18 protein-coding genes are annotated in these 20,800 nt (G+C 33.6%); 9 read left to right on the plus strand and 9 right to left on the minus strand.

What is annotated here, in order from left to right; all coding sequences use genetic code 11:
* Window positions 1-9: 9 nt before the first annotated feature.
* The 3 genes from M2326_RS10000 to M2326_RS10010 form a co-directional block, all read right to left on the minus strand.
* Window positions 10-750 (minus strand): COG4705 family protein, encoded by a 741-nt coding sequence (locus tag M2326_RS10000; protein WP_264619424.1) that lies wholly within the window; start codon window positions 748-750, stop codon window positions 10-12.
* A gap of 244 nt (window positions 751-994) precedes the next feature.
* Entirely contained in the window at window positions 995-2,089 is a 1,095-nt protein-coding gene (locus M2326_RS10005; protein ID WP_264619425.1) for a DUF695 domain-containing protein, read from the minus strand.
* 105 nt (window positions 2,090-2,194) lie between these two features.
* Window positions 2,195-2,554, minus strand: coding sequence for a DUF1569 domain-containing protein (locus M2326_RS10010; protein ID WP_264619426.1), 360 nt, complete (start codon window positions 2,552-2,554; stop codon window positions 2,195-2,197).
* Between the two features lie 605 nt (window positions 2,555-3,159).
* Between M2326_RS10010 and M2326_RS10015 the strand changes: the two genes are divergently transcribed.
* Window positions 3,160-4,425 carry an aminotransferase class I/II-fold pyridoxal phosphate-dependent enzyme gene (locus tag M2326_RS10015; protein ID WP_264619427.1) on the plus strand — a complete coding sequence of 422 codons (1,266 nt, stop codon included), beginning with the start codon at window positions 3,160-3,162 and terminating at the stop codon, window positions 4,423-4,425.
* A 115-nt stretch (window positions 4,426-4,540) separates the two neighbouring features.
* Complete coding sequence (locus tag M2326_RS10020) at window positions 4,541-5,011, plus strand: hypothetical protein (RefSeq protein WP_264619428.1); 471 nt, start codon at window positions 4,541-4,543, stop codon at window positions 5,009-5,011.
* A gap of 83 nt (window positions 5,012-5,094) precedes the next feature.
* Here M2326_RS10020 and M2326_RS10025 read toward each other — a convergent pair whose 3' ends face one another.
* Both M2326_RS10025 and M2326_RS10030 read right to left on the minus strand, forming a co-directional pair.
* Window positions 5,095-6,213 carry a GTP cyclohydrolase gene (locus tag M2326_RS10025; RefSeq protein WP_264619429.1) on the minus strand — a complete coding sequence of 373 codons (1,119 nt, stop codon included), beginning with the start codon at window positions 6,211-6,213 and terminating at the stop codon, window positions 5,095-5,097.
* A gap of 26 nt (window positions 6,214-6,239) precedes the next feature.
* Window positions 6,240-7,199 (minus strand): transporter, encoded by a 960-nt coding sequence (locus tag M2326_RS10030; RefSeq protein WP_264619430.1) that lies wholly within the window; start codon window positions 7,197-7,199, stop codon window positions 6,240-6,242.
* Between the two features lie 125 nt (window positions 7,200-7,324).
* Here M2326_RS10030 and M2326_RS10035 point away from each other — a divergent pair, with 125 nt between their 5' ends.
* Genes M2326_RS10035 through M2326_RS10050 form a run of 4 tightly spaced genes read left to right on the plus strand, consistent with a single transcriptional unit; the run spans window position 7,325 to window position 12,924 of the window.
* Window positions 7,325-7,606: a DUF4834 family protein gene (locus M2326_RS10035; RefSeq protein ID WP_264619431.1), complete on the plus strand. Its 282-nt coding sequence runs from the start codon at window positions 7,325-7,327 to the stop codon at window positions 7,604-7,606.
* A 48-nt stretch (window positions 7,607-7,654) separates the two neighbouring features.
* Complete coding sequence (locus M2326_RS10040) at window positions 7,655-10,096, plus strand: YfhO family protein (RefSeq protein WP_264619432.1); 2,442 nt, start codon at window positions 7,655-7,657, stop codon at window positions 10,094-10,096.
* A gap of 1 nt (window position 10,097) precedes the next feature.
* Window positions 10,098-11,423 carry a glycosyltransferase family 4 protein gene (locus M2326_RS10045; protein ID WP_264619433.1) on the plus strand — a complete coding sequence of 442 codons (1,326 nt, stop codon included), beginning with the start codon at window positions 10,098-10,100 and terminating at the stop codon, window positions 11,421-11,423.
* Between the two features lie 37 nt (window positions 11,424-11,460).
* On the plus strand, window positions 11,461-12,924 hold the full coding sequence (locus tag M2326_RS10050) for a lipopolysaccharide biosynthesis protein (protein ID WP_264619434.1): 1,464 nt from the start codon (window positions 11,461-11,463) through the stop codon (window positions 12,922-12,924).
* 39 nt (window positions 12,925-12,963) lie between these two features.
* Here the strand turns inward: M2326_RS10050 and M2326_RS10055 are convergent, their stop codons facing one another.
* From M2326_RS10055 to uvrA, 3 genes are all read right to left on the minus strand, one after another.
* Entirely contained in the window at window positions 12,964-14,385 is a 1,422-nt protein-coding gene (locus M2326_RS10055) for an SDR family oxidoreductase (protein ID WP_264619435.1), read from the minus strand.
* Between the two features lie 114 nt (window positions 14,386-14,499).
* Window positions 14,500-15,147 carry an HAD family hydrolase gene (locus M2326_RS10060; protein ID WP_264619436.1) on the minus strand — a complete coding sequence of 216 codons (648 nt, stop codon included), beginning with the start codon at window positions 15,145-15,147 and terminating at the stop codon, window positions 14,500-14,502.
* Window positions 15,148-17,940, minus strand: a complete 2,793-nt coding sequence (gene uvrA / locus M2326_RS10065) for an excinuclease ABC subunit UvrA (protein ID WP_264619437.1) — start codon at window positions 17,938-17,940, stop codon at window positions 15,148-15,150.
* A 635-nt stretch (window positions 17,941-18,575) separates the two neighbouring features.
* Between uvrA and M2326_RS10070 the strand changes: the two genes are divergently transcribed.
* Together M2326_RS10070 and M2326_RS10075 are read left to right on the plus strand one after the other, a co-directional pair.
* A complete protein-coding gene (locus M2326_RS10070) occupies window positions 18,576-19,163 on the plus strand; it encodes an RNA polymerase sigma factor (protein ID WP_264619438.1) in 588 nt (195 codons plus the stop codon).
* Between the two features lie 52 nt (window positions 19,164-19,215).
* Complete coding sequence (locus tag M2326_RS10075; RefSeq protein WP_264619439.1) at window positions 19,216-19,359, plus strand: hypothetical protein; 144 nt, start codon at window positions 19,216-19,218, stop codon at window positions 19,357-19,359.
* Between the two features lie 57 nt (window positions 19,360-19,416).
* Here the strand turns inward: M2326_RS10075 and M2326_RS10080 are convergent, their stop codons facing one another.
* Window positions 19,417-20,067 carry an endonuclease III domain-containing protein gene (locus M2326_RS10080; protein WP_264619440.1) on the minus strand — a complete coding sequence of 217 codons (651 nt, stop codon included), beginning with the start codon at window positions 20,065-20,067 and terminating at the stop codon, window positions 19,417-19,419.
* A 117-nt stretch (window positions 20,068-20,184) separates the two neighbouring features.
* Between M2326_RS10080 and bcp the strand changes: the two genes are divergently transcribed.
* On the plus strand, window positions 20,185-20,637 hold the full coding sequence (gene bcp / locus M2326_RS10085; protein ID WP_264619441.1) for a thioredoxin-dependent thiol peroxidase: 453 nt from the start codon (window positions 20,185-20,187) through the stop codon (window positions 20,635-20,637).
* Window positions 20,638-20,800: the final 163 nt, after the last annotated feature.

The following is a 20,800-nucleotide window of genomic DNA, read 5'->3' on the forward strand; positions in this document are numbered from 1 at the left end:
TTTACTTATTTATAAAGTAGCCTTTATTTTATTGTTGGAGACGTAAATAAGAACTGCTATTATAGCTAAAGATACCAATGATGCAGGCAATGTACCTAAGTCTAATCCTCCTTTTGAAAGTGGTTTGGTAAGGAAATCACCGAATGTAGCTCCAAAGGGTCTTGTGAATACAAATGCTATCCAAAATAATAAAACGTGGTTTATTTTTGTATAATAATGAAAAGCAATAACGATCAAGATAATTGTACCGGTTATCATTGCTCCAACCAAGTAACTTAGGCCCATATTGTCACTCAAGTAGTCACCAAAGGCAGTTCCTAGGCTATTTGAGAATAAAATAGCCATCCAATAATAGGTTTCTTTTGTTCGCTCTGTTATGGGAAATACTTCGAGAGTAGAATATTTTTTATACCAGAGAAACAGTGTACTGATTAAGCAAGTTACTAGTAATAGACTTCCCCAAGCATAACCCAGATGTAAACTGCGGTCAATGAAATCCGAAATTTCTGTTCCTAGTGTTGTTGTTCCAATAATTACGAACCAATAGATAATAGGAGTGTATTTTTTGGATACTAATTGAATAGTAAGTAGGATAAGAAAAAAGAATAATGTAATTGCAATTCCTACTGCGTAACCCAAATTTAATGTCATCGAAATAAAGTCACCTAATGTTTCGCCTAGGGTAGTGGAAACAATTTTCATAACCCAAAATAGGAGTGTTACTTGAGCTACTTTATTAAGTTTTTCCATTGTATGTTTTGGTTGCTGTTTAATAATCAATAAGTAGTTTTGATCAACTTTTAGGACTGTAAAGAGTTGATCTTAATTGGTTATCAAATCTAATGAAAATCAAATTTCATAATTTAAAATTCTAGCTACTTTATTTTTTATTTAACATTTAAAGATTTTAGGAACATTAGAATAATAGCTATATTTATTTAGGTAATGTATTATGGAAATCCTAGTTTTCCTTGTTTTTTGTACTTAATAATTTTTAATTGGATCGAAACCGCTCAAAGGATTGCCAATATTTATCTTTATATAAATCATAACTAATTGCTAATTTTGTGTCATATTTTTTAATGATTTCGTCCAGTACTTTAGATGGTTTTCTAAAGTCTTGACAAGCAAAATAGATTTCACGGTTGTTGTCGGCTGTTTGTCGGCCTATGTTGAGGTAGCCTTCAAAATCTTTTAACTCTTCCATTATTTCGTCTTCCATGATGTTAAGTAATTCGTAAGTTGGTGTATCTGGCATACCATTATTACTGTTGCCATCATAATTGATTCTCACATTTAAAATCCATGGATGTGATGCTTTACTATCCCATTCCAATAGGGTAGCATTGATAGTAGCGATTAAATAATTACCATTTGATAATTCAGCTTCCAAGCTAGAATAGCTATCGTTTTCTGTATTGTAACGCAGACCATTGTATTTCTCTATAAATTCTTTTTCTCTCCAAACTAGGTAGCTCTTTAATTTTTCAATAGGAATTAATTCTTTTTCGGCTTGCGCTTTTCCAACTACTGCAGCATTATCAATGGTGGTTACAGAATTTAATTCGCCTAGATAATTGTCAAGAAAGACAAAAGATCCATTAACAATAATAGATTGCTCTTCTTCATTGTAGTCATCATAAACGATAACTATATCAACTTCATCGGGTTGGTTTTGGTGCTCAATAGGGTAGAAAGATAGATTTTTGCTGCTAAAAGTGAAATCTGCCATACGAATGCTTAAATTCTCAATCGCAATTTCAGATTTTAAAGCTGTAAACTTCCAGTTCTTTAATTTTGGAGCCACTTTGATAAGTTCTTCGATGAATAGAATGTTTTTAATCACGCCGTCTGGTGTAAATACTAGTTCAACAATATTTTCTTTAGAAATACCTGCTACATAATATATACCTGCTTTTAATTGCTCTAATTTGGGTGAAAGTTTATCAAAAAAATCGGTTTCGGTATGTTGTCCGTTTTTTACAATGGCATAAAAAGTTTTTTCATTTGCAGTAAACCAATTCCAGAAATCATTGACAGTTATGATCGAAATTTCTTTTTTGTTGAATATATTTTTAAAAAAACTCATATGGTGTTTTTGTTTTTTAAGCAGTACTAAAATTAACTTTTTTAAAGTATTCACAAGTTTACAGTACTTTTTTGTTCTTACAAAATCTAGCTGAAGTTTTTTTGTTTAAACTTCAAATTGTCTTAGGTGATGATCAAAATGCTTCCATTGTGCTATAGACCATTCAGCCAGTGTTAAGTAACCCAAAAAGGAGTGAGCTAGGGAAGTATATTTTGCTGAGTCTCCCTCGAAAAAAAGAGTGATTAACGAAATTGCTTTGGCTTTTTCTTGCTCAAAATCAAATAAATTGGTCGATATATAATATTTATGCGTTGGAGTATTTATAGAAAAAGACTTGTCAGCAAGATATTTCGTTTTGAAGAATTTACTAATGAGCAGTCCAATAAAAAGTCTTTTTGGAGAATTACTACCCAATGCTATTTCGAGAAAAGTATTTAAATGCAATAGCATTTGAGCTAACTTCATTTTTTTTTCAATAAGTTTCAGAACTATGAGTTAACTCTTTTATTCTAGATGGGATGTTTAAAACAGCAGATTCATTGTGTAGATTTTTTCAATGTGTATTTTATTACTTGTTGTGTTGTAGAATAGAACATTATATCTTACTTATTATTCTATTCCATTTGGATAGGGTACAGTATTAGAGTGCTGTTTTGTAAAATTCTCTAAAATTAATTGTTTTGAAGGGTAAAATAGGAGTTGAAGCTATCATTGTTGTTGTTTAATTCCAATGTTTTTTTATTTCCTAGGTTCATTTTGTAGTTTTTGTAAATTATTTTGGTTGCAAATTGGTGCTATTGTTCAAATGTAACAAGTTTTTGCTTTGCTAAGGTTTGTAATTCTTACTCTTGATTTTTTTACAGCCACTCATTATAGACCTCCTTAATCCCTAGCCCAGATAGTAGCGGCATCCTTTTATTGTGGAATGGAGCGGTAGCGGAATGCCATAATAAAAGATAGAGCGGAGAGCTGGAAATAGCTCCTGAAAAATAATTGACGTTATAAGGTGCTAATAAAATATAAATAATTATTTTTGCAAACGCTTAAAATTAAAATTATTACTAGATATTATGGTAAAAGATTTATTCGAAAGAATTCAAAACAATAAAGGTCCCTTAGGAAAATGGGCTTCACAAGCAGAGGGTTACTTTGTATTTCCAAAGTTAGAAGGTGATTTGGGACCGAGAATGAAGTTTCAAGGAAAAGAGGTTTTGAATTGGAGTTTGAATGACTATTTAGGGCTAGCGAATCATCCAGAAGTGCGTAAGGCAGATGCAGATGCAGCTATGGAATATGGTGCAGCTGCTCCTATGGGTGCTCGTATGATGAGCGGTCACACAAAATACCATGAACAATTGGAGAATGAATTAGCTGCTTTTGTAATGAAAGAATCAGCTTATTTATTGAATTTTGGTTATCAAGGTATGGTATCTATAATTGATGCTTTGGTGACAAGAAATGATGTTATTGTATATGATGTTGATGGTCATGCTTGTATTATCGATGGAGTTCGTTTGCATGCTGGTAAACGTTTTACATACAAACACAATGACATTGAAAGTATGGAGAAAAACCTGCAACGTGCTACCAAAATAGCTGCTGAAACAGGTGGAGGTATCCTTTTTATTACTGAAGGTGTTTTTGGAATGCGTGGTCAACAAGGAAAGTTGAAAGAAATTGTAGAAATGAAAAAGAAATACAATTTCCGTTTACTAGTTGATGATGCACATGGTTTTGGTACTCTTGGTAAGACAGGTGCTGGAGCAGGTGAAGAGCAAGGAGTTCAAGATGAAATCGATGTGTATTTCTCTACTTTTGCAAAATCAATGGCAAATATTGGAGCTTTTGTTGCTGCTGATAAAGAGATTATAGATTATTTGAAATACAATTTACGTTCGCAAATGTTTGCAAAAGCATTGCCAATGATTCAAACAATCGGTTCTTTGAAGCGTTTGGAATTGTTGCGTAATCACCCAGAATTGAAAGATAAACTTTGGGAGAACGTAAACGCTTTGCAAAATGGATTAAAGTCTAAAGGATTTAATATCGGAGACACAAACACTTGTGTTACACCAGTTTATCTAGAAGGTAGTGTTCCTGAAGCAATGGTGATGGTGAATGATTTGAGAGAGAACTACGGTATCTTTCTTTCGATTGTGATTTATCCTGTAATTCCAAAAGGAATTATTTTGTTGCGTGTTATTCCTACTGCTTCTCACTCTTTGGCTGATATTGATCTTACATTAACTTCTTTTGAAGCGATTCGCGAGAAATTGGTAAACGGTACTTACAAAGAAATTGCAAGTAAAACTAAAGTTGATTTGGACGCTGAATAATATAAGATTTACTTTCTCATTATGGGAATTATATAACAAAAGCCACTCATTGTATGAGTGGCTTTTGTGGTTTCTAGATAACTTTGTATTGATAGTAACCATAAAAAAAATAACCATGAAAACTGTAATCTTATTTTGTAACGTTATAATTATAGCTGCTTTGTCCTCTTGTATGAAAAATAAAAAAGAGGATGTTGTGATTGCTCCATTACCAGCTCCAATGGAAACTACTAGTAAAGAATGTTACCAAGCGATAATTGAAAAAGATACTATAAATCTGACTGTAGATATCAATAGTATTAACGAATTCACGGGGGAGTTGGATTATTCCTACGCTCAAAAAGATAAAAACTTTGGAACAATTTTGGGGAATGTAAAAGGGGATACTATTTTTGCTGATTATACTTTTCAGTCCGAAGGTAAAACGAGTATAAGGGAGGTTGCCTTTCTTAAAAAAGATTCTAATACGCTAGTAGAAGGATTTGGGAATACTGTAGAGATGAACGGTAAGGTAGCGTTTAAAGATAAAAATAAAATAAAATTTGATGGAAATGTAGTGTACAATAAAATTGATTGTATGGAATAACTTTTTGAAGTAAATTATAAATCGAAAATCCATTAGCTAAGCTAATGGATTTTTTATGTTTGTTCTAAAATGGATTCATTTTTTTAAAGATCTTTTTTAAATGTTTTTCTTCGGCAAGTGATTTTTGGATCGAAGTTTTTCCATATGGCGTGTATCGCATGATTATCTGCCAATTCGGGCGTACGGATACAGTTTTTAATGCCTTTTTTTGTAAAAGTAGTGTGGTATTCTTTGAATATAATGGCATGTGCCCCTTTACTTTGGTAATCTGGATGTACCCCGATCAGGTAAAAAGTAACGTCTTTACTGTTGTTTCTTGCATTCATTAAGTGCAGAAATCCAAAGGGGAACAGTTTGCCATCTGCTTTTTGCAGTGCCTTAGAAAAGCTTGGCATTACAATAGCAAAAGCTACGAGATTGTGGTCTTTGTCTTCTACAAACTTGATGTATTCTGGATTAATAAAACTAATGTATTTTTTCTTAAAATATTCTTTTTGGATATCTGTAATAGCAACAAAAGACGATAAACTAGCATAGGATGTATTGAATAAATCAAACATTTTATCAACGTAGGGTAAAACATCTTTGGTTTTTGTAAAGTTTAGCTCCTTCAATTGATATCTTCTTTTGACTAATTCTTGTGCTTTGTCAAAATATTCGAGTTTTACGTTTTCAAAAGGGAATTTACTTTCGATATATTCCTTTTCCATTACGTAGCCCAATTTTTCAAAATGAGTCGCATAATACGGGTGATTGTACCAAGTAATCATAGTCCCTAGTTGATCAAAACCTTCAGTTTGGACACCAACTTTATCTAAGTTCGAGAATCCCATTGGCCCTTCTACATACTCTAAATTGTTTTTTCGTCCTAGTTCATATACTTTTTCGAGCAGTACTTTGGTTACTTCTATATCGTTGATGACGTCAAACCACCCAAAACGGACTTTCTTTTTTTGTTGATTGTTGACTTCCTCCCAGTTAATAATAGCTGCAATACGACCTACTATTTTGTTGTCTCGGAGGGCTACATAAAAGTATGCTTCGGCATTATTGAAAGCGGGGTTTTGAGTTTTGTCAAAGGTATCTAGTTCGTCTACGATGATAGGAGGTACCCAAAATTCATTGTCTTTGTATAACTCAAATGGAAATTTAATATAGGCAGTTAGTTCTTTCTTCGTTTTTGCTTCTTGTATGGTAATCATGTAGTATATGTGTAGATTATTTTGAATTATCTTTTTTTAGCTTGTTTTGCAGCTTTCCTAGTTGCTTTCTTATCTGACTTGTAGTTTGATTTTTTTGTGCTTTTGCGATCTACTTTAATAACGACATCCTCATAGTTGGCATCATATCTCCAGGAAAAACCAATGCCTCCGTAAAGGATGGAAGGAGTAGTTTTTAAACTAGTGCTTATCGACGCATCAACTTGCATGTTCCTATTAATCAAATAGGCTGCACCACCACGTACAATAGCATCACTATAAAAATTGCTTTTGTATCCTTGGTTTTCAACAAATCCAGACCATTGTTTATTGAAGCCTCGAGTCAAGGTAAGTACATAGCCGTAACTAGGATATGCTGTTGTCAAATAGTCTGCAATGGTATTGGTTACAAAAACCCATCTTCCGTCTCCAAATTGATTTTGGGTGATCAACATGATTTTAGGAGATACACTACCATCAGGTGAAAAAGAATAGGGATTGTTAGAAAAAATAACATTCGCTCCTGCATAGATTGAAACAGCAGGGACTAGTTGATGCCAATTAAAGGAATGGTTCGCTTTCCAGCTGTGAATATTTATTTTTTTCTTGTACTCCTTGTAGGGGTCATAAATCAAATATTTAGCTCCAAAAATGGTTTGTTTAAGAGCTGATTTATTTGTAGTAATGGTTTCCTGTAAAAATGATTCATTTTGATATTGCAATTCGGCAATAAACTCTAATTGTTCCAATAGTGTACCATAACGTATGGCTAAGTCAACTCCAAAGCCTTTTGCTTCATAATTAAGTAAACTATGATTTTCCTTAATACCGTAGATTCCAGATTCTACCTGAAATATAGTCTTGCCCACAGCATAAGCCGACATGGATTTCCCCGGTCTGTTGGAGTTTATTTCGTCTGTATATTGTCCATAATGTGTTAAAGGAGCCATTATAAAAGCCAATAAAAGAGCTATTTTCAACTGGTTCATAGGGTTGTTTTTAAGTATTTACAAGTGTTGCGCTGTTCAAATGTACTATATTTTATCATTAATTTAAGGCTGATAGTTTAATTTTGAGCGTAGGATTTGCTAATTTTGTATAAAATTAATCAATTATGGAAACAGCTTCTTTTATGGGTTTTATTAGAACCTTATTTTATATACTAGCTTTTTACTATGTTTTTAAATTTTTGGTAAAATTATTTTTGCCTCTAGTGTTAAAAAAAGTAGTAGAGAAAGCAGGTGCAAACTTTGATCAACAGCAACAAAGAACACAAGATACATCTTGGAATAAAACGCAGTCTAGTAATGATATATACTACCAACCTACTAACTCCAAAAATCCAAAAGAAACTAAAAAAGTAGGTGATTATGTTGATTATGAAGAAATAGATTAAATTTGCCTAAAATATTTCGAATTAACCACTTATAAATACGCTCAACAATTGAAAATTTTACATAAGTTTTATCCGCACGCTCTTGCCATTTTTGGTTTTATACTTATTTCTTTAGTGTACTTCTACCCGGTACTACAAGGAAAACAGATTTTTCAATCGGATATTGCCCAATATACTGGTATGGCCAAAGAGCAAAATGACTTTAGAGCTTCAGATCATACCGAACCCTATTGGACAGACTCTGCTTTTGGAGGAATGCCTACGTACCAATTAGGAGCAAAATATCCACATGATTATATAGGAGCGTTGGATGATGCGATTCGGTTTTTACCTCGTCCAGCCGATTATTTGTTTTTATACTTTCTTGGTTTCTACGGTTTACTTTTGGTCTTAAAAATTGATCCTCTCAAAGCTTTCTTCGGATCAATTGCTTTTGGTTTTTCGACTTATCTTATTATTATTTTGGGAGTTGGACACAATGCCAAAGCGCATGCAATTGGCTATATGCCACTTGTAGTAGCAGGATTAATCATGGTGTATCAACGACGATTTATTGTTGGTGGATTGATTACTTTGTTTGCTGCAGCGTTGGAAATCAATGCCAATCACTTTCAGATGACGTATTATTTACTGATTTTTGCTTTAGTTATTTCAGCGTATTATACGTATTTGGCTGTAAAAAATAAAGAAACTAAAACATTGTTTCAATCTTTTGGTATCTTGTTAATTGCTGGGATATTAGCCATTGGGGCCAATGCAACCAATTTAATGGCTACGGCAGAATATGCGGATTTTAGTACGAGAGGCAAGAGCGAATTAACATACAATCCTGATGGAACGACCAATACCAGTTCGAGTGCACTTTCTAGAGAATACATCACAGAATATAGTTACGGAATTGCAGAAAGTTTTAATCTTATTGCTCCTAGACTTTTTGGTGGTTCCAATAATGAAAACGTGGGAACGGACAGTAATATGTATCAGTTCATGATTTCCAAAGGAGTACCAGAGAATCAAGCAGCTGATTTCGTTTCAGGAATGCCAACATATTGGGGAGATCAGCCTATCGTTGCTGCGCCTGCATATATAGGAGTAGTGGTTTTCTTTCTAGCTGCTTTAGCTTTGTTTATTGATGAAAGAAAGATTAAATATGCTTTTTTTTCTGGAGCTTTAGTAGCCCTATTTCTTTCGTGGGGGAAAAATTTCCCATTGTTGACAGATTTCTGTATTGACTATGTACCTTTATACAATAAGTTTAGAGCCGTTTCTTCGATACAAGTTGTATTAGAATTGTGTTTCCCAGTTTTAGCAATTATGGGATTACAATCCTTTTTTACATTAGATAAAAAACAACAACAAAAAGGTTTGGTTAAAGCAACAGCTGTAGGACTAGGCGTTGTTATACTACTATTTTTATGTAAGGGGTTTTTCCAGTTTTCTGGAAGTAGCGATGCCTATTTTATGGAATCGTATGGGCCTGATTTTGTAGACGCCTTAAAAATTGATCGTAGAAGTTTATATAGTGCAGATTTATTACGTTCTACATTTTTTATAATAGTAGTAGCTAGCGTATTTTGGTTGGTGATCAAAAATAAATTGGCTCAAAATACAGCAATTATTCTAGTAGGATTGTTCATGGTGTTTGACTTATTTTTTGTTGACAAAAGATATGTAGCTGCTAAAGATTTTGTAAGTGGGAGAGAAGTTGCCGTTCCTTTTCATGAAACACCTTCGGATATCGAAATTTTGAAAGATACAACACATTACCGCGTATTTGAGGTGAGCGGTAATTTTTCGAGTGCAAGAACTTCTTATTTTCACAATTCAATTGGAGGGTATCATGCTGCTAAGCCAAGAAGAATGCAACAGTTATTTGATTATCAAATTTCAAAAAACAACATGCAAGTCTTGAATATGTTGAACGTAAAATACGTGATTCAAACGGATAAAGAAGGAAAAGAATTTCCAACAAGTAATCCTAATGCATATGGAAATGCTTGGTTTGTTCATGACTTGAAATTGGTGAATAAAGCCAATGATGAAATGAAAACGTTAGAAGGATTTAACACCAAAACTGCTGCTGTTTTCAATATGCAGAAGTATGGTTCAAAATTTAAAAATGCCCGTTTAAAACGTAATTTAGATACTACAGGAACAATTCAGTTAAATGTTTATAAACCTAATTATTTAAAATATACCGCTGAAACGCCAAAAGAAGGACTTGCTGTTTTTTCTGAGATTTATTATGAAAAAGGTTGGAATGCCTATGTCGATGGTGTATTAACAGATCATTTTCCTGTGGACTATGTGCTAAGAGCGATGATGATTCCATCGGGTAAGCATACTATTGAATTCAAATTTGAGCCTCAAGTAATCAAAACCGGAAGTACTATTACTTTAATCAGTTATGCTTTGATTTTCTTATTGTTGGTGGGTGGCGTTTATTTTGAAAGAAAGCGTTCTATCATTGCGAACAAAGAGGATAATTAAAATGAAAAACACTGTTTGTGAAAAAGGAATTTCTGAAAATAAGGATTTCAAAAAAGTACTCATTATTACCTACTACTGGCCGCCAGCAGGAGGTCCTGGTGTGCAACGTTGGTTAAAATTTGTTAAATATTTACCGGATTTTGGGATACAACCAATTGTCTATATTCCAGAAAATCCAACATATCCAATTGTGGATCAAAAGTTAGTTAATGAAGTATCAGAAAAGGTAACCATCTTAAAGCAACCCATTTTTGAGCCCTACCAATTGGCTGCTTTTTTTTCTACAACAAAAACAAAGAAAATTAGTTCGGGTATTATTCCCAATAAGAAGAAACAAGGGATATTGGATAAAGTTTTTCTATGGATACGTGGCAATCTGTTTATACCAGATGCGCGTAAATATTGGGTGAAGCCTTCTATTTCTTATTTAGAAAAATACATTCAGGATAATAATATTGATATCATAATTACTTCTGGACCACCCCACAGTTTGCACTTGATTGGTATGGCACTGAAGCAAAAATTAAAAGTGAAATGGTTTGCAGATTTCCGTGATCCTTGGACTACTATTGGCTATCATAAATCTTTACGTTTGTCTACATTTGCGGCAAATAAGCACAAGAAATTAGAATCACAGGTATTGAATTCTGCTGATCGAATTATTGTTACAAGTAAGACAACCAAAACCGAATTTCAAGCTATAACGACTCGTCCTATTGATGTCATTACCAATGGTTATGATACAGAACCAGTTGGGAATCAAGATTTGGATACAAAATTTAGTTTAGCCCATATTGGTTCTTTCTTATCGGAAAGAAATCCAGCTATTCTTTGGGAAGCCTTAGTAGAGTTGGTTGCTGAAATTACTGATTTCCAGAAAAACCTTGAAATTAAATTAATTGGAGCTGTAAGCCAAGAAGTATTAGAGACAATTTCGAACTATAAATTGAATGACTATTTGAATAATTTGGGGTATGTATCGCATGAACAAGCGATCATCCACCAAAAAAAGTCGCAGGTTTTGTTACTTATCGAAATTGATTCTGAAGATACTAAAAGTATCATTCCAGGAAAATTGTTTGAATATATGGTGTCAAATCGCCCAATTATTGCAATAGGTCCTCGTGATTCTGATTTTGCTGAAATCATAACAGGAACCAATACGGGAGTATTTTTGAGATATACTGAAAAAGAGAAATTAAAAACACTAATTTTGAACTTTTATAATCAGTTTTTGGAAGGCAAACTGCAATCACAAGGGATTGGTTTGCAAAAATATTCAAGAAAAAACTTAACGAAAGAATTGGTCGCAATTCTGAATCAATAATAGCACGTAATTGCCACTTGGCAAGCATATATAAAGCATGGGAGTAGTATTAAATCAGTCATTAAAGAATACCATAATAACGTATTTGGGTTTTGGGATAGGAGCTATCAATACGTTGTATTTATATCCGATTTTTTTAGGTGCCACCTACTATGCCGTAACCAATTATGTATTATCAGCTGCCAATGTCATCATGCCGTTGTTTGCCATCGGGATGCAAAATACGTTGGTCAAATATTATTCTCAGTATAAAACGGAAGAAGAACGAGAACGTTTCTTGTCTTTTACCGTAATATTCCCTATACTTCTCTGTATTCCAATAGGTTTAATAGGTTTATTCTATTTTGATACAATTGTCTATTTTGTAACCAAGAAAAATACAGTGGTCAAAGAGTTTATATGGTTGATTCCGTTTGTAGCTATATGTATGGCTTATTTTGAGATTTTCTATGCATGGGCAAGAGTACATATGCACTCTGTTTTTGGGAATTTTATTAAAGAAGTAGGACTTCGTGTATTTTCTTTGTTTGCCACAATAGCCGTTTATTATGAATATATTACGGCAATTGAATTTGTATATGTGACTGCAGGGATTTATTTCATTGCCTTGGTCATAACTATGTGGTATGCATTCCGAATCAAACATCCTAATTTTCAATTTGTAATTCCAGCTAATGTCAAAGAGATATTAGAATATACTTTTTACATCATTTTATCGGGTAGCGTTGCCAATCTATTGTTGGATGGTGATAAGTTAATGCTCAATCAATATATGAAAATTGATAATATTGCTTACTATTCTGTGGCAACTTATATTGCTTTGGTAATCTCTGTACCTAGTCGAGCAATGCACCAAATTGTGTACCCGATTACAGCCAAATTAATGCACGAAGACAAACACGACGAGCTGAATAGCTTGTACAAAAAAACGTCAATCAACTTACAAGTTGTTGGTGGTTTTGTCATGCTGTGTATTTTTGTCAATATCAATCAATTGTATCAAATTGTTCCAAAAGAATATAGCGGTGGAATTGGAGTTGTCTTTATGATTGGACTTTCTAAATATTTTGATTTGATTCTAGGAAATAATAATGCTATTATTTTCAACTCAAAGTATTATCGAATGGTCTTGTTTCTTGGACTATTATTGGTGTTTTTGACCGTAGTCCTTAATATGTACTTTATACCGAGATACGGAATAATAGGATCTGCATTTGCAACCTTATTATCTATTACGCTGTATAGTTTGGCCAAATTACTTTTTGTAGTCAAACGCATGGATTTGTATCCTTTTTCAAAGCAAACAGTGTCTTCCATAGGATTAACAACCTTAGTTTTTTTCCTATTTTATTTCTGGGAATTTCCTTTATATCCTTTAATAGGGATTGCTTTAAAGTCAGCGCTTGTGACGGTTGTATACTTATATTTAAATTATAAGTTTATTATTTCAGCCGAAATCAACGGACTGATTGATGGATTGTTAAAAAAGATTAGAAAGTAACAACAGTAAGAACTGCATGAAAGACTAACAAGGAATTCATTAGTTTTCTTTGGTAAGTGCGTCTAACATTCCTTTAAATATGAAACCGTGAAAAGGTAAAACAGCATACCAATATAGTCTTCCCGCTAGGCCTAATGGTCTAAAGGTGGCTGTTTGAGTTAGTTTATTATCTTTAATTTTAAATTCAAGCCAGGCTTCACCTGGTAATTTCATTTCGGCATAGAGTAAAAGTCTACCTTCCTCTTTGTCCGCATACAAAATACGCCAAAAGTCGAGAGCATCACCGACATTGAGTGCGTTTATGTTTGTGCGTCCGCGTCGCAAACCCACGCCACCAACAATTTTATCCATAAAGCCTCTAGATTTCCAGAGCCAATTTCCATAATACCAACCATTTGTTCCACCAATGCTCCAGATTTTATTGATTGTTACTAGTTTGTTTTTAATCACTTTTTCTCTATGATCAATAAAACATCCATGAGAGGGGACATTGATAAAGTCGGAAATCAACATGTTGTTACCACTACTCGCATAGGCATCTTTCCAGCTGGATACGATAGAATTACTGTCAATCTTCAAAAAGGCCTTTTTTAAGGCTTGTCGATAGGTTAAAGCCTTAATTTCTAAAATAGTATTTAGATCGTGATTCCTGCAAACAACTTCCACCTTCATGCTGTCAACCAATGCAGTTGCTAACTTGTAAGTCGTTGAGGTTACAAAATACAACCAATACGACGAAAGCTTGGGGGTCATGACGGGGACAATAATGATAGTTCGCTTTAAATTCCGAACATTTGCAAATTCCAGTAGCATCTCTTTGTAGGTAAGAATATCAGGACCACCAATGTCAAAATTTTGATCAAATGTTTTGGGATTAAAAATCGTTTTGGTCAAGAAGGTAATTACATCTGTGACACCAATGGGTTGGCATTTGGTCAATAGCCATTTGGGTGTAATCATATATGGAAGTTTTTCGACCAAATCTCGAATGATCTCAAATGATGCACTGCCCGAACCAATTATTATTCCTGCTCGTAATGCGGTAAAATGGTATTTTCCTTTGGCAAGGATTTCCTCCACATTTTTGCGTGATGAGAGGTGTGCAGATAAGTCAGATTCGTTTACAATTCCGCTTAAATATACGACATGTTGTATATTGGTTTTTTCTAAAGCCGCACAAAAGTTAGTAGCAGATTGCTGTTCTAGCGTTTCATAATCTGAAGATGCAGACATAGAATGAACCAAATAGTAAGCGCCGTCAATATCTTTTGGGATTTTTTCTAATGATTTTGGGTCTAGAAGATCCATTTCAATTATACTAATCTTGTCTTGGATTGATGCTGGTGGATGAAATCTTTTTGCATCACGTACACAGCAAATCACATCATGTCCGGCCTCAATTAAGGCGGGTAAAATTCTTTTTCCGATATATCCTGTAGCGCCAGTTAGTACTATTTTCATGGTCAACTCATTTTAAGGGTGAGACTTATAAAATTAAGCAATACTTTTTGAAAAAGATTTATTTCGGAAGAAAAGAAAAAAAAATGAGCTACCATTAAGTGTACTAAAATACTTTTATAGCAATGCTAATATTTCAGAAGGATGACTGATCAAGCTTTGGGCACCAGTGACTTCTAATTCTTCTTTTGGTCGAAAGCCCCATAGAACACCAACAGCACAAAATTCTGCGTTGACGGCTGTTTCCATATCAACACCGCTATCACCAACATACAAAATTTCATTTGGTTGTATACCTAACTGTTGTGCCATTTGTAGCGCGACGGTTGGGTTAGGCTTCTTTAAATTTTCTACACTTAATCCTTGTATAATTTCGAAATAATTAGGAAAGATTTCCGAGGCTATTTTTTTTGTTAACACATCCGATTTGTTGGAGAGCACTGCTAATTTTAACCCTTTAGCTTTTAAATTATCAAGTAACTCAACTATTCCGTTGTATGGAATTGTTGACTGTGTACAATCTTTACTGTATATAGCCATCATTTCCTGGTAGCAACGGTCAATTTCGACTTCGGTAATGGCTTTTTCGGGTAATGCTCTAGCAACAGTTGTTCTGAGTCCGCTACCTACAAAAAAATTATAGGCTTCGTAACTATGAGTGGGGTACTTATTATTTGTCAAAACGGTATTGGTTGCTTGTCCAATATCTTGTAATGAATTGACTAATGTACCATCTAGGTCAAAAAATACCGCTTTGTACTTCATTTATTTTAATTTTAATTTTTCTTTTAAATATTTCGCAGTAATCGATTTTTTATTTTTTACAATTTCTTCAGGAGTTCCTTCGGCCAATAATTGCCCACCATTTTCTCCACCTTCTGGACCTAAATCTATGATATAATCGGCACATTTTATCAAATCGAGATTGTGTTCAATTACCAAGATAGAATGTCCTTTTTCGATTAAAGCATCAAAAGAAGCCATTAGTTTCTTGATGTCATGAAAGTGTAAACCTGTTGTAGGTTCATCAAATACAAATAAAGCTTTGTCTTTGGTTGCTCCTTTGACCAAGAAAGATGCTAGTTTGATACGTTGTGCTTCCCCACCAGAAAGTGTGGAAGAAGATTGGCCTAGTTGTACATATCCCAAACCTACATCTTGCAGAGGTTTTAGTTTTTGAGTGATTTTGGTTTGTTTGTTTTTTTCAAAAAAAGCAACTGCATCGTCAATGGTTAAAGTCAAAATATCATGGATATTTTTCCCCTCAAATTGTACTTCGAGAATTTCTTTTTTAAAACGTTTTCCACCACAGGTTTCACATGGTAACTGTACATCGGCCATAAAAACCATTTCGACATTGATAGTTCCTTCACCGCTGCAAGTTTCGCATCGACCAGCATCCACGTTAAAGGAGAAATGTTTGGGAAGGTATCCTCGTAATTTGGATAAATTTTGTTTGGAATATAAATCTCTAATATCGTCATACGCTTTAATGTACGTAACCGGATTGGAACGCGAACTACGTCCAATAGGATTTTGATCTACGTATTCAATGTGCTTGATATGTGAAAAAGAACCTGTGATTTCTGTAAATTGTCCTGCTTTTTCTCCAGCGTTGTCCAGTTTCTTTTGCATTGCCGGAAAAAGAATTTTCTTTACCAACGTACTTTTTCCACTACCAGAAACGCCAGTAATAACAGTCAAGACATCCAGTGGGAATTTTACATTGATATTTTGTAAATTATTTTCACGAGCACCTATAATTTCGATAAAATTCTTGAAAGGACGACGTTTTTTCGGAATTTCAATCGCTAGATCGCCATTAAGATATTGAGCCGTCAACGAGGTTGATTTTAAAATTTCTTCGTAAGTTCCTTGAGCGACCAAATGTCCACCAAATGTTCCCGCTTCGGGGCCAATATCAATGATCATATCGGCAGCTTTCATGATGTCTTCATCGTGTTCTACGACAATAACAGTGTTTCCTAAATCTCGTAGTGACAATAAAACTTTTATCAGGCGTTCGGAATCTTTTGGGTGTAAACCGATACTTGGTTCATCTAAGATATACATCGAACCCACTAAGCTACTACCCAAAGAGGTCGCCAAATTAATACGTTGTGATTCTCCACCAGAAAGAGTGGCTGAATTTCGATTTAACGTTAAATAACTCAATCCTACTTCGGTTAAGAAAGAGAGTCGGTTATTTATTTCGATCAATAATCGTTTAGCAATTTGTTTTTCGTACTTGTCGAGGTCAATATTTTCGAAAAAAGCAACCAAATGCTTAATCGGTAAATCCACCAATTCAGATACAGTTTTGCCGTTAATTTTGACATAATTGGCTTCTACTCTCAAACGTTTTCCTTTACAGGCGGTACATTTTGTTTTACCACGGTAACGAGAAAGCATCACACGATTCTGAATTTTGTAATTCTTAGCTTCCAATTCTTTAAAAAAATCATTTAGTCCTTGAAAAAAGCTGTTTCCGGTCCAGATTAATTCTTTTTGTTCACTAGTAAGTTCAAAAAAGGGCTTGTGAATAGGGAAGTCAAATTTGTAAGCATGTTTGATTAATTCATCTTTGTACCAACTCATACTATCTCCACGCCATGGAAATATAGCACTTTCATACACAGATAATGAGGTATTTGGAATAACCAATTCAGCATCCACCCCGATGATGTTTCCATATCCTTCACATACAGGACAAGCACCATATGGATTATTAAAGCTAAATAAATGTACATTTGGTTCTAGAAAAGTGATTCCATCCAATTCAAAATTGTTTGAATACGTAAAACGTTGTTTTGTTTTAACTTCTTGCAAATGGCAAATACCTTTTCCTTCAAAAAAGGCGGTTTGAACAGCGTCTGAAAGGCGATTATAGAACTCTTCCTCGTCTTTAACCACAATTCTATCTATGATTAAAAGGATTTCTTTTTTAGCTAATTTAGCTGGCAGTTCGTCCAAACGTACCATTTCGTTATCAATCAAAACACGGGCAAAACCTTGTTGTAAGAGGGCATTAAGTTTGTCTTCGAGTTTTCGACCTTTTTCAAGAAAAATGGGGGCAACAAGCAACCATTTGCTATCAGAATCAAACGTTTTTACTGCGTTTACAACATCAGTCACGGTGTTTTTCTTCACTTCTTGTCCAGAAATAGGCGAGTACGTGCGCCCAATACGAGCGTATAGTAGTTTTATATAGTCATAAATTTCCGTAGAAGTACCTACAGTAGAACGAGCATTAGTTGTATTTACCTTTTGTTCAATGGCAATGGCTGGGGCAATTCCTTTGATGTATTCTACTTTTGGTTTGTTCAATCTTCCCAAAAATTGTCGTGCGTAGGAGGATAAACTCTCTACATAACGGCGTTGCCCTTCGGCATACAAGGTATCAAAGGCTAAACTAGATTTTCCGGAGCCCGAGAGTCCAGTAATCACTACCAACTTGTTTCGTGGTATGGCCACATCAACATTTTTTAGGTTGTGTACTTGAGCACCTTTAATAATAATATTTTTTTTTGGGTCTAATGTAGAAAGGTCAACTTGCATAAAAAATTCGAATTTATACAAAAGTAAGCATTTTTAAACAGAGAAATAGGGGTGAACAATTCATAAAATTGGTTAAAATAAGAGGGTTTACTGTATAGGATGAGGTATTCTGGATTTGTATAAGTCATCTCTAATGACAATTTACAGTATTTGTCATTACTTTTTTAATAAATAAAAAACATGAAATCACTTTTACCATGCATGAATGTTATGCGACTTTTTTTTGATTTCATTTTTAATATAATAATGACCTTCATAATTCAAATGTCTGCACGTTTACATTAATTGATTTCGATACCCGTAATAATTAATATATTCTTCAGTTCATATTAGGTTAAAATGCTATTTAATTTTTTTCTATTGATAAATATCACATTTCCGAATTTTAATGAAGAGTTTTTAGATAGTTGAATAGCTATTCAGATGCCGTAAACAGTACGATTGGTACCAATAAGAGAATCAATACTATATAATTAGAAAGTTAAAATTAATATTTATCATTATTAAGTTGGTTATTGATATAAAATTGTGTTAAATTTGTTGAAATAATTAACATAATAAAAGCAAAAGCCTATACTGTAAAAATACTTTTTTAGAAAATCATACAAAATTTCAAGAAACTAAAAAGTATTATTATGGCTACTACTATAGAACACACAGATGCTTTATTGATTAAAGATTACGTAGCAGGGAATGAAAAAGCCTTGGAAACACTAATCAAAAGACACCAATCTAGAATATACGGATTCATCTATTCCAAAATTGCAGACGCGGACATTTCAAACGATATATTTCAAGATACATTTATTAAAGTTATCAAGACTCTAAAAAAGGATTCTTATAACGAAGAAGGTAAATTTCTACCTTGGGTAATGCGTATCGCACATAATTTAATCATAGACCATTTTAGACGAAATAAAAAAATGCCAATGTTTCGTGAAACAGAAAGCTTTTCGATCTTCTCTATCATGTCTGACGACTCACCTAATATAGAAAATCAAATTATTTCAGAACAAGTAGAAACGGATGTTCGAAAATTACTTGAAGAACTTCCGCAGGATCAGAAAGAAGTATTATTGATGCGCATGTATCAAGATATGAGTTTCAAGGAAATTGCTGAGGTTACAGGAGTAAGTATCAATACATCATTGGGAAGAATGAGATATGCACTTATGAACCTGAGAAAAGTTATTGATAAACATCAAATTGTTTTGACAAATTAGACAATATTCAAATAAAGTTTCCGTTATAATATAAATGTTAATACTCTATATTATGGCAAAAATTTACGCTAAGAAAAATCATGCTTTAAAAGGTATGAAACCTAAAAAAGAAATCGTATCTTTTCTATTAAATTATTCAAAAGCCTTAACTGTAATTAAGGGTGCAGAAAATAGTTTTGAGATTATTTCTAATTAAAATTGTTTTTATTTTTTTTATAAAATTCACTTATTTGATCACTCAAGTAAGTGAATTTTATTTTTTAGCATAACTATCAAGTATTGTTTTACGGCCAATTGTTTTGGTAATAATGTCTTTGTCCAAATCCCATCCTCGCGCGGGAGAGAATTGTCTTCCGTACCAAATCATTTGTAAGTGTAAGTCGTTCCAAGTCTCTTCAGGAAAAAGACGTTTGGCATCTTTTTCTGTTTGTTGTACATTCTTTCCATTGGTTAAATTCCATCGGTACATTAAACGGTGAATATGGGTGTCTACAGGAAATGCAGGTACACCAAAGGCTTGTGACATAACTACACTGGCTGTTTTGTGACCTACAGCAGGTAGTTCTTCTAGATATTCAAAGCTCTGCGGTACCTTACCACCATGTTTATCAATCAATATATGTGACAGACCATGAATTCCTTTGGATTTCATGGGTGAAAGTCCACAAGGGCGAATAATTTCCTTTATTTCTTCCACAGACATTTTGATCATGTCATAAGGATTATCTGCTTTGGCAAAAAGTAAAGGCGTAATTTGGTTCACGCGAACATCTGTACATTGAGCTGACAATAATACCGCAATCAATAATGTGTAAGGATCTTTGTGGTCTAAAGGAATCGGAATCGACGGATATTGTTCTTTTAACGTATTTATAACAAATGTTACGCGTTCTTGCTTGGTCATTTTTGTAGTTTTATGAAAAAGTAAAAATAACACTTTTTAACTTAAAGACAATTTCGAAAAGATAAAAGACAGTTTTGAAATTTGATATGTCAGAACTTATAATCCATAACAAAAAAAATGATAACATTAAAACAAGGTGATAAAGCTCCAGCTTTTTCAGGAATAGATCAAGAGGGTAAAACACATACGCTGGCAGATTATGCCGGTAAAAAATTAGTAGTTTTCTTTTATCCAAAAGCGAGCACGCCAGGGTGTACTGCTGAAGCATGTGATTTAAGAAATAATTTTGCACGCTTTGAAGCTAATAATTATGCATTACTTGGTGTAAGTGCTGACTCGGCAGTGCGACAAACTAAATTCAAAGAAAAGTATGAACTTCCTTTTCCGCTTTTAGCAGATGAGGATAAATCAGTTATTGAAGCATTTGGAGTTTGGGGTCCTAAAAAATTTATGGGAAAAGAGTACGATGGAATTCATAGAACAACATTCGTGATTGATGAAAACGGAATTATTGAGGAAATAATAGAAAAGGTAAAAACAAAAGAGCATGCTGCTCAAATCTTGAAGTAAGAGTTGTTTTGATAAATAGAAAAAGGTTCTGAAAATTATTTTCAGAACCTTTTTCTATTTATGGTTATTAAGTAATGGTCAAAATTTAATGTCGTATTTTGTTCCGAAATTAGTCAGGACAAAATTTAATTTTTCTTTGAGGTTTTCGAATGATTTATAAGCA

Source organism: Flavobacterium psychraerolatum, from assembly GCF_025960985.1.
In the GTDB taxonomy this organism is placed as follows: Bacteria; Bacteroidota; Bacteroidia; order Flavobacteriales; family Flavobacteriaceae; genus Flavobacterium.

Excerpts from the sequence above, each read along its gene's own strand:
- M2326_RS10045 (WP_264619433.1), top strand. The coding sequence starts at position 10,098 with ATGAAAAACACTGTTTGTGAAAAAGGAATTTCTGAAAATAAGGATTTC.
- M2326_RS10055 (WP_264619435.1), bottom strand. The coding sequence starts at position 14,385 with ATGAAAATAGTACTAACTGGCGCTACAGGATATATCGGAAAAAGAATT.
- M2326_RS10070 (WP_264619438.1), top strand. The coding sequence starts at position 18,576 with ATGGCTACTACTATAGAACACACAGATGCTTTATTGATTAAAGATTAC.
- bcp (WP_264619441.1), top strand. The coding sequence starts at position 20,185 with ATGATAACATTAAAACAAGGTGATAAAGCTCCAGCTTTTTCAGGAATA.
- M2326_RS10005 (WP_264619425.1), bottom strand. The coding sequence starts at position 2,089 with ATGAGTTTTTTTAAAAATATATTCAACAAAAAAGAAATTTCGATCATA.
- M2326_RS10030 (WP_264619430.1), bottom strand. The coding sequence starts at position 7,199 with ATGAACCAGTTGAAAATAGCTCTTTTATTGGCTTTTATAATGGCTCCT.
- M2326_RS10000 (WP_264619424.1), bottom strand. The coding sequence starts at position 750 with ATGGAAAAACTTAATAAAGTAGCTCAAGTAACACTCCTATTTTGGGTT.
- M2326_RS10050 (WP_264619434.1), top strand. The coding sequence starts at position 11,461 with ATGGGAGTAGTATTAAATCAGTCATTAAAGAATACCATAATAACGTAT.
- M2326_RS10015 (WP_264619427.1), top strand. The coding sequence starts at position 3,160 with ATGGTAAAAGATTTATTCGAAAGAATTCAAAACAATAAAGGTCCCTTA.
- M2326_RS10035 (WP_264619431.1), top strand. The coding sequence starts at position 7,325 with ATGGAAACAGCTTCTTTTATGGGTTTTATTAGAACCTTATTTTATATA.
- M2326_RS10060 (WP_264619436.1), bottom strand. The coding sequence starts at position 15,147 with ATGAAGTACAAAGCGGTATTTTTTGACCTAGATGGTACATTAGTCAAT.
- M2326_RS10025 (WP_264619429.1), bottom strand. The coding sequence starts at position 6,213 with ATGATTACCATACAAGAAGCAAAAACGAAGAAAGAACTAACTGCCTAT.
- M2326_RS10075 (WP_264619439.1), top strand. The coding sequence starts at position 19,216 with ATGGCAAAAATTTACGCTAAGAAAAATCATGCTTTAAAAGGTATGAAA.
- M2326_RS10020 (WP_264619428.1), top strand. The coding sequence starts at position 4,541 with ATGAAAACTGTAATCTTATTTTGTAACGTTATAATTATAGCTGCTTTG.
- uvrA (WP_264619437.1), bottom strand. The coding sequence starts at position 17,940 with ATGCAAGTTGACCTTTCTACATTAGACCCAAAAAAAAATATTATTATT.
- M2326_RS10010 (WP_264619426.1), bottom strand. The coding sequence starts at position 2,554 with ATGAAGTTAGCTCAAATGCTATTGCATTTAAATACTTTTCTCGAAATA.
- M2326_RS10080 (WP_264619440.1), bottom strand. The coding sequence starts at position 20,067 with ATGACCAAGCAAGAACGCGTAACATTTGTTATAAATACGTTAAAAGAA.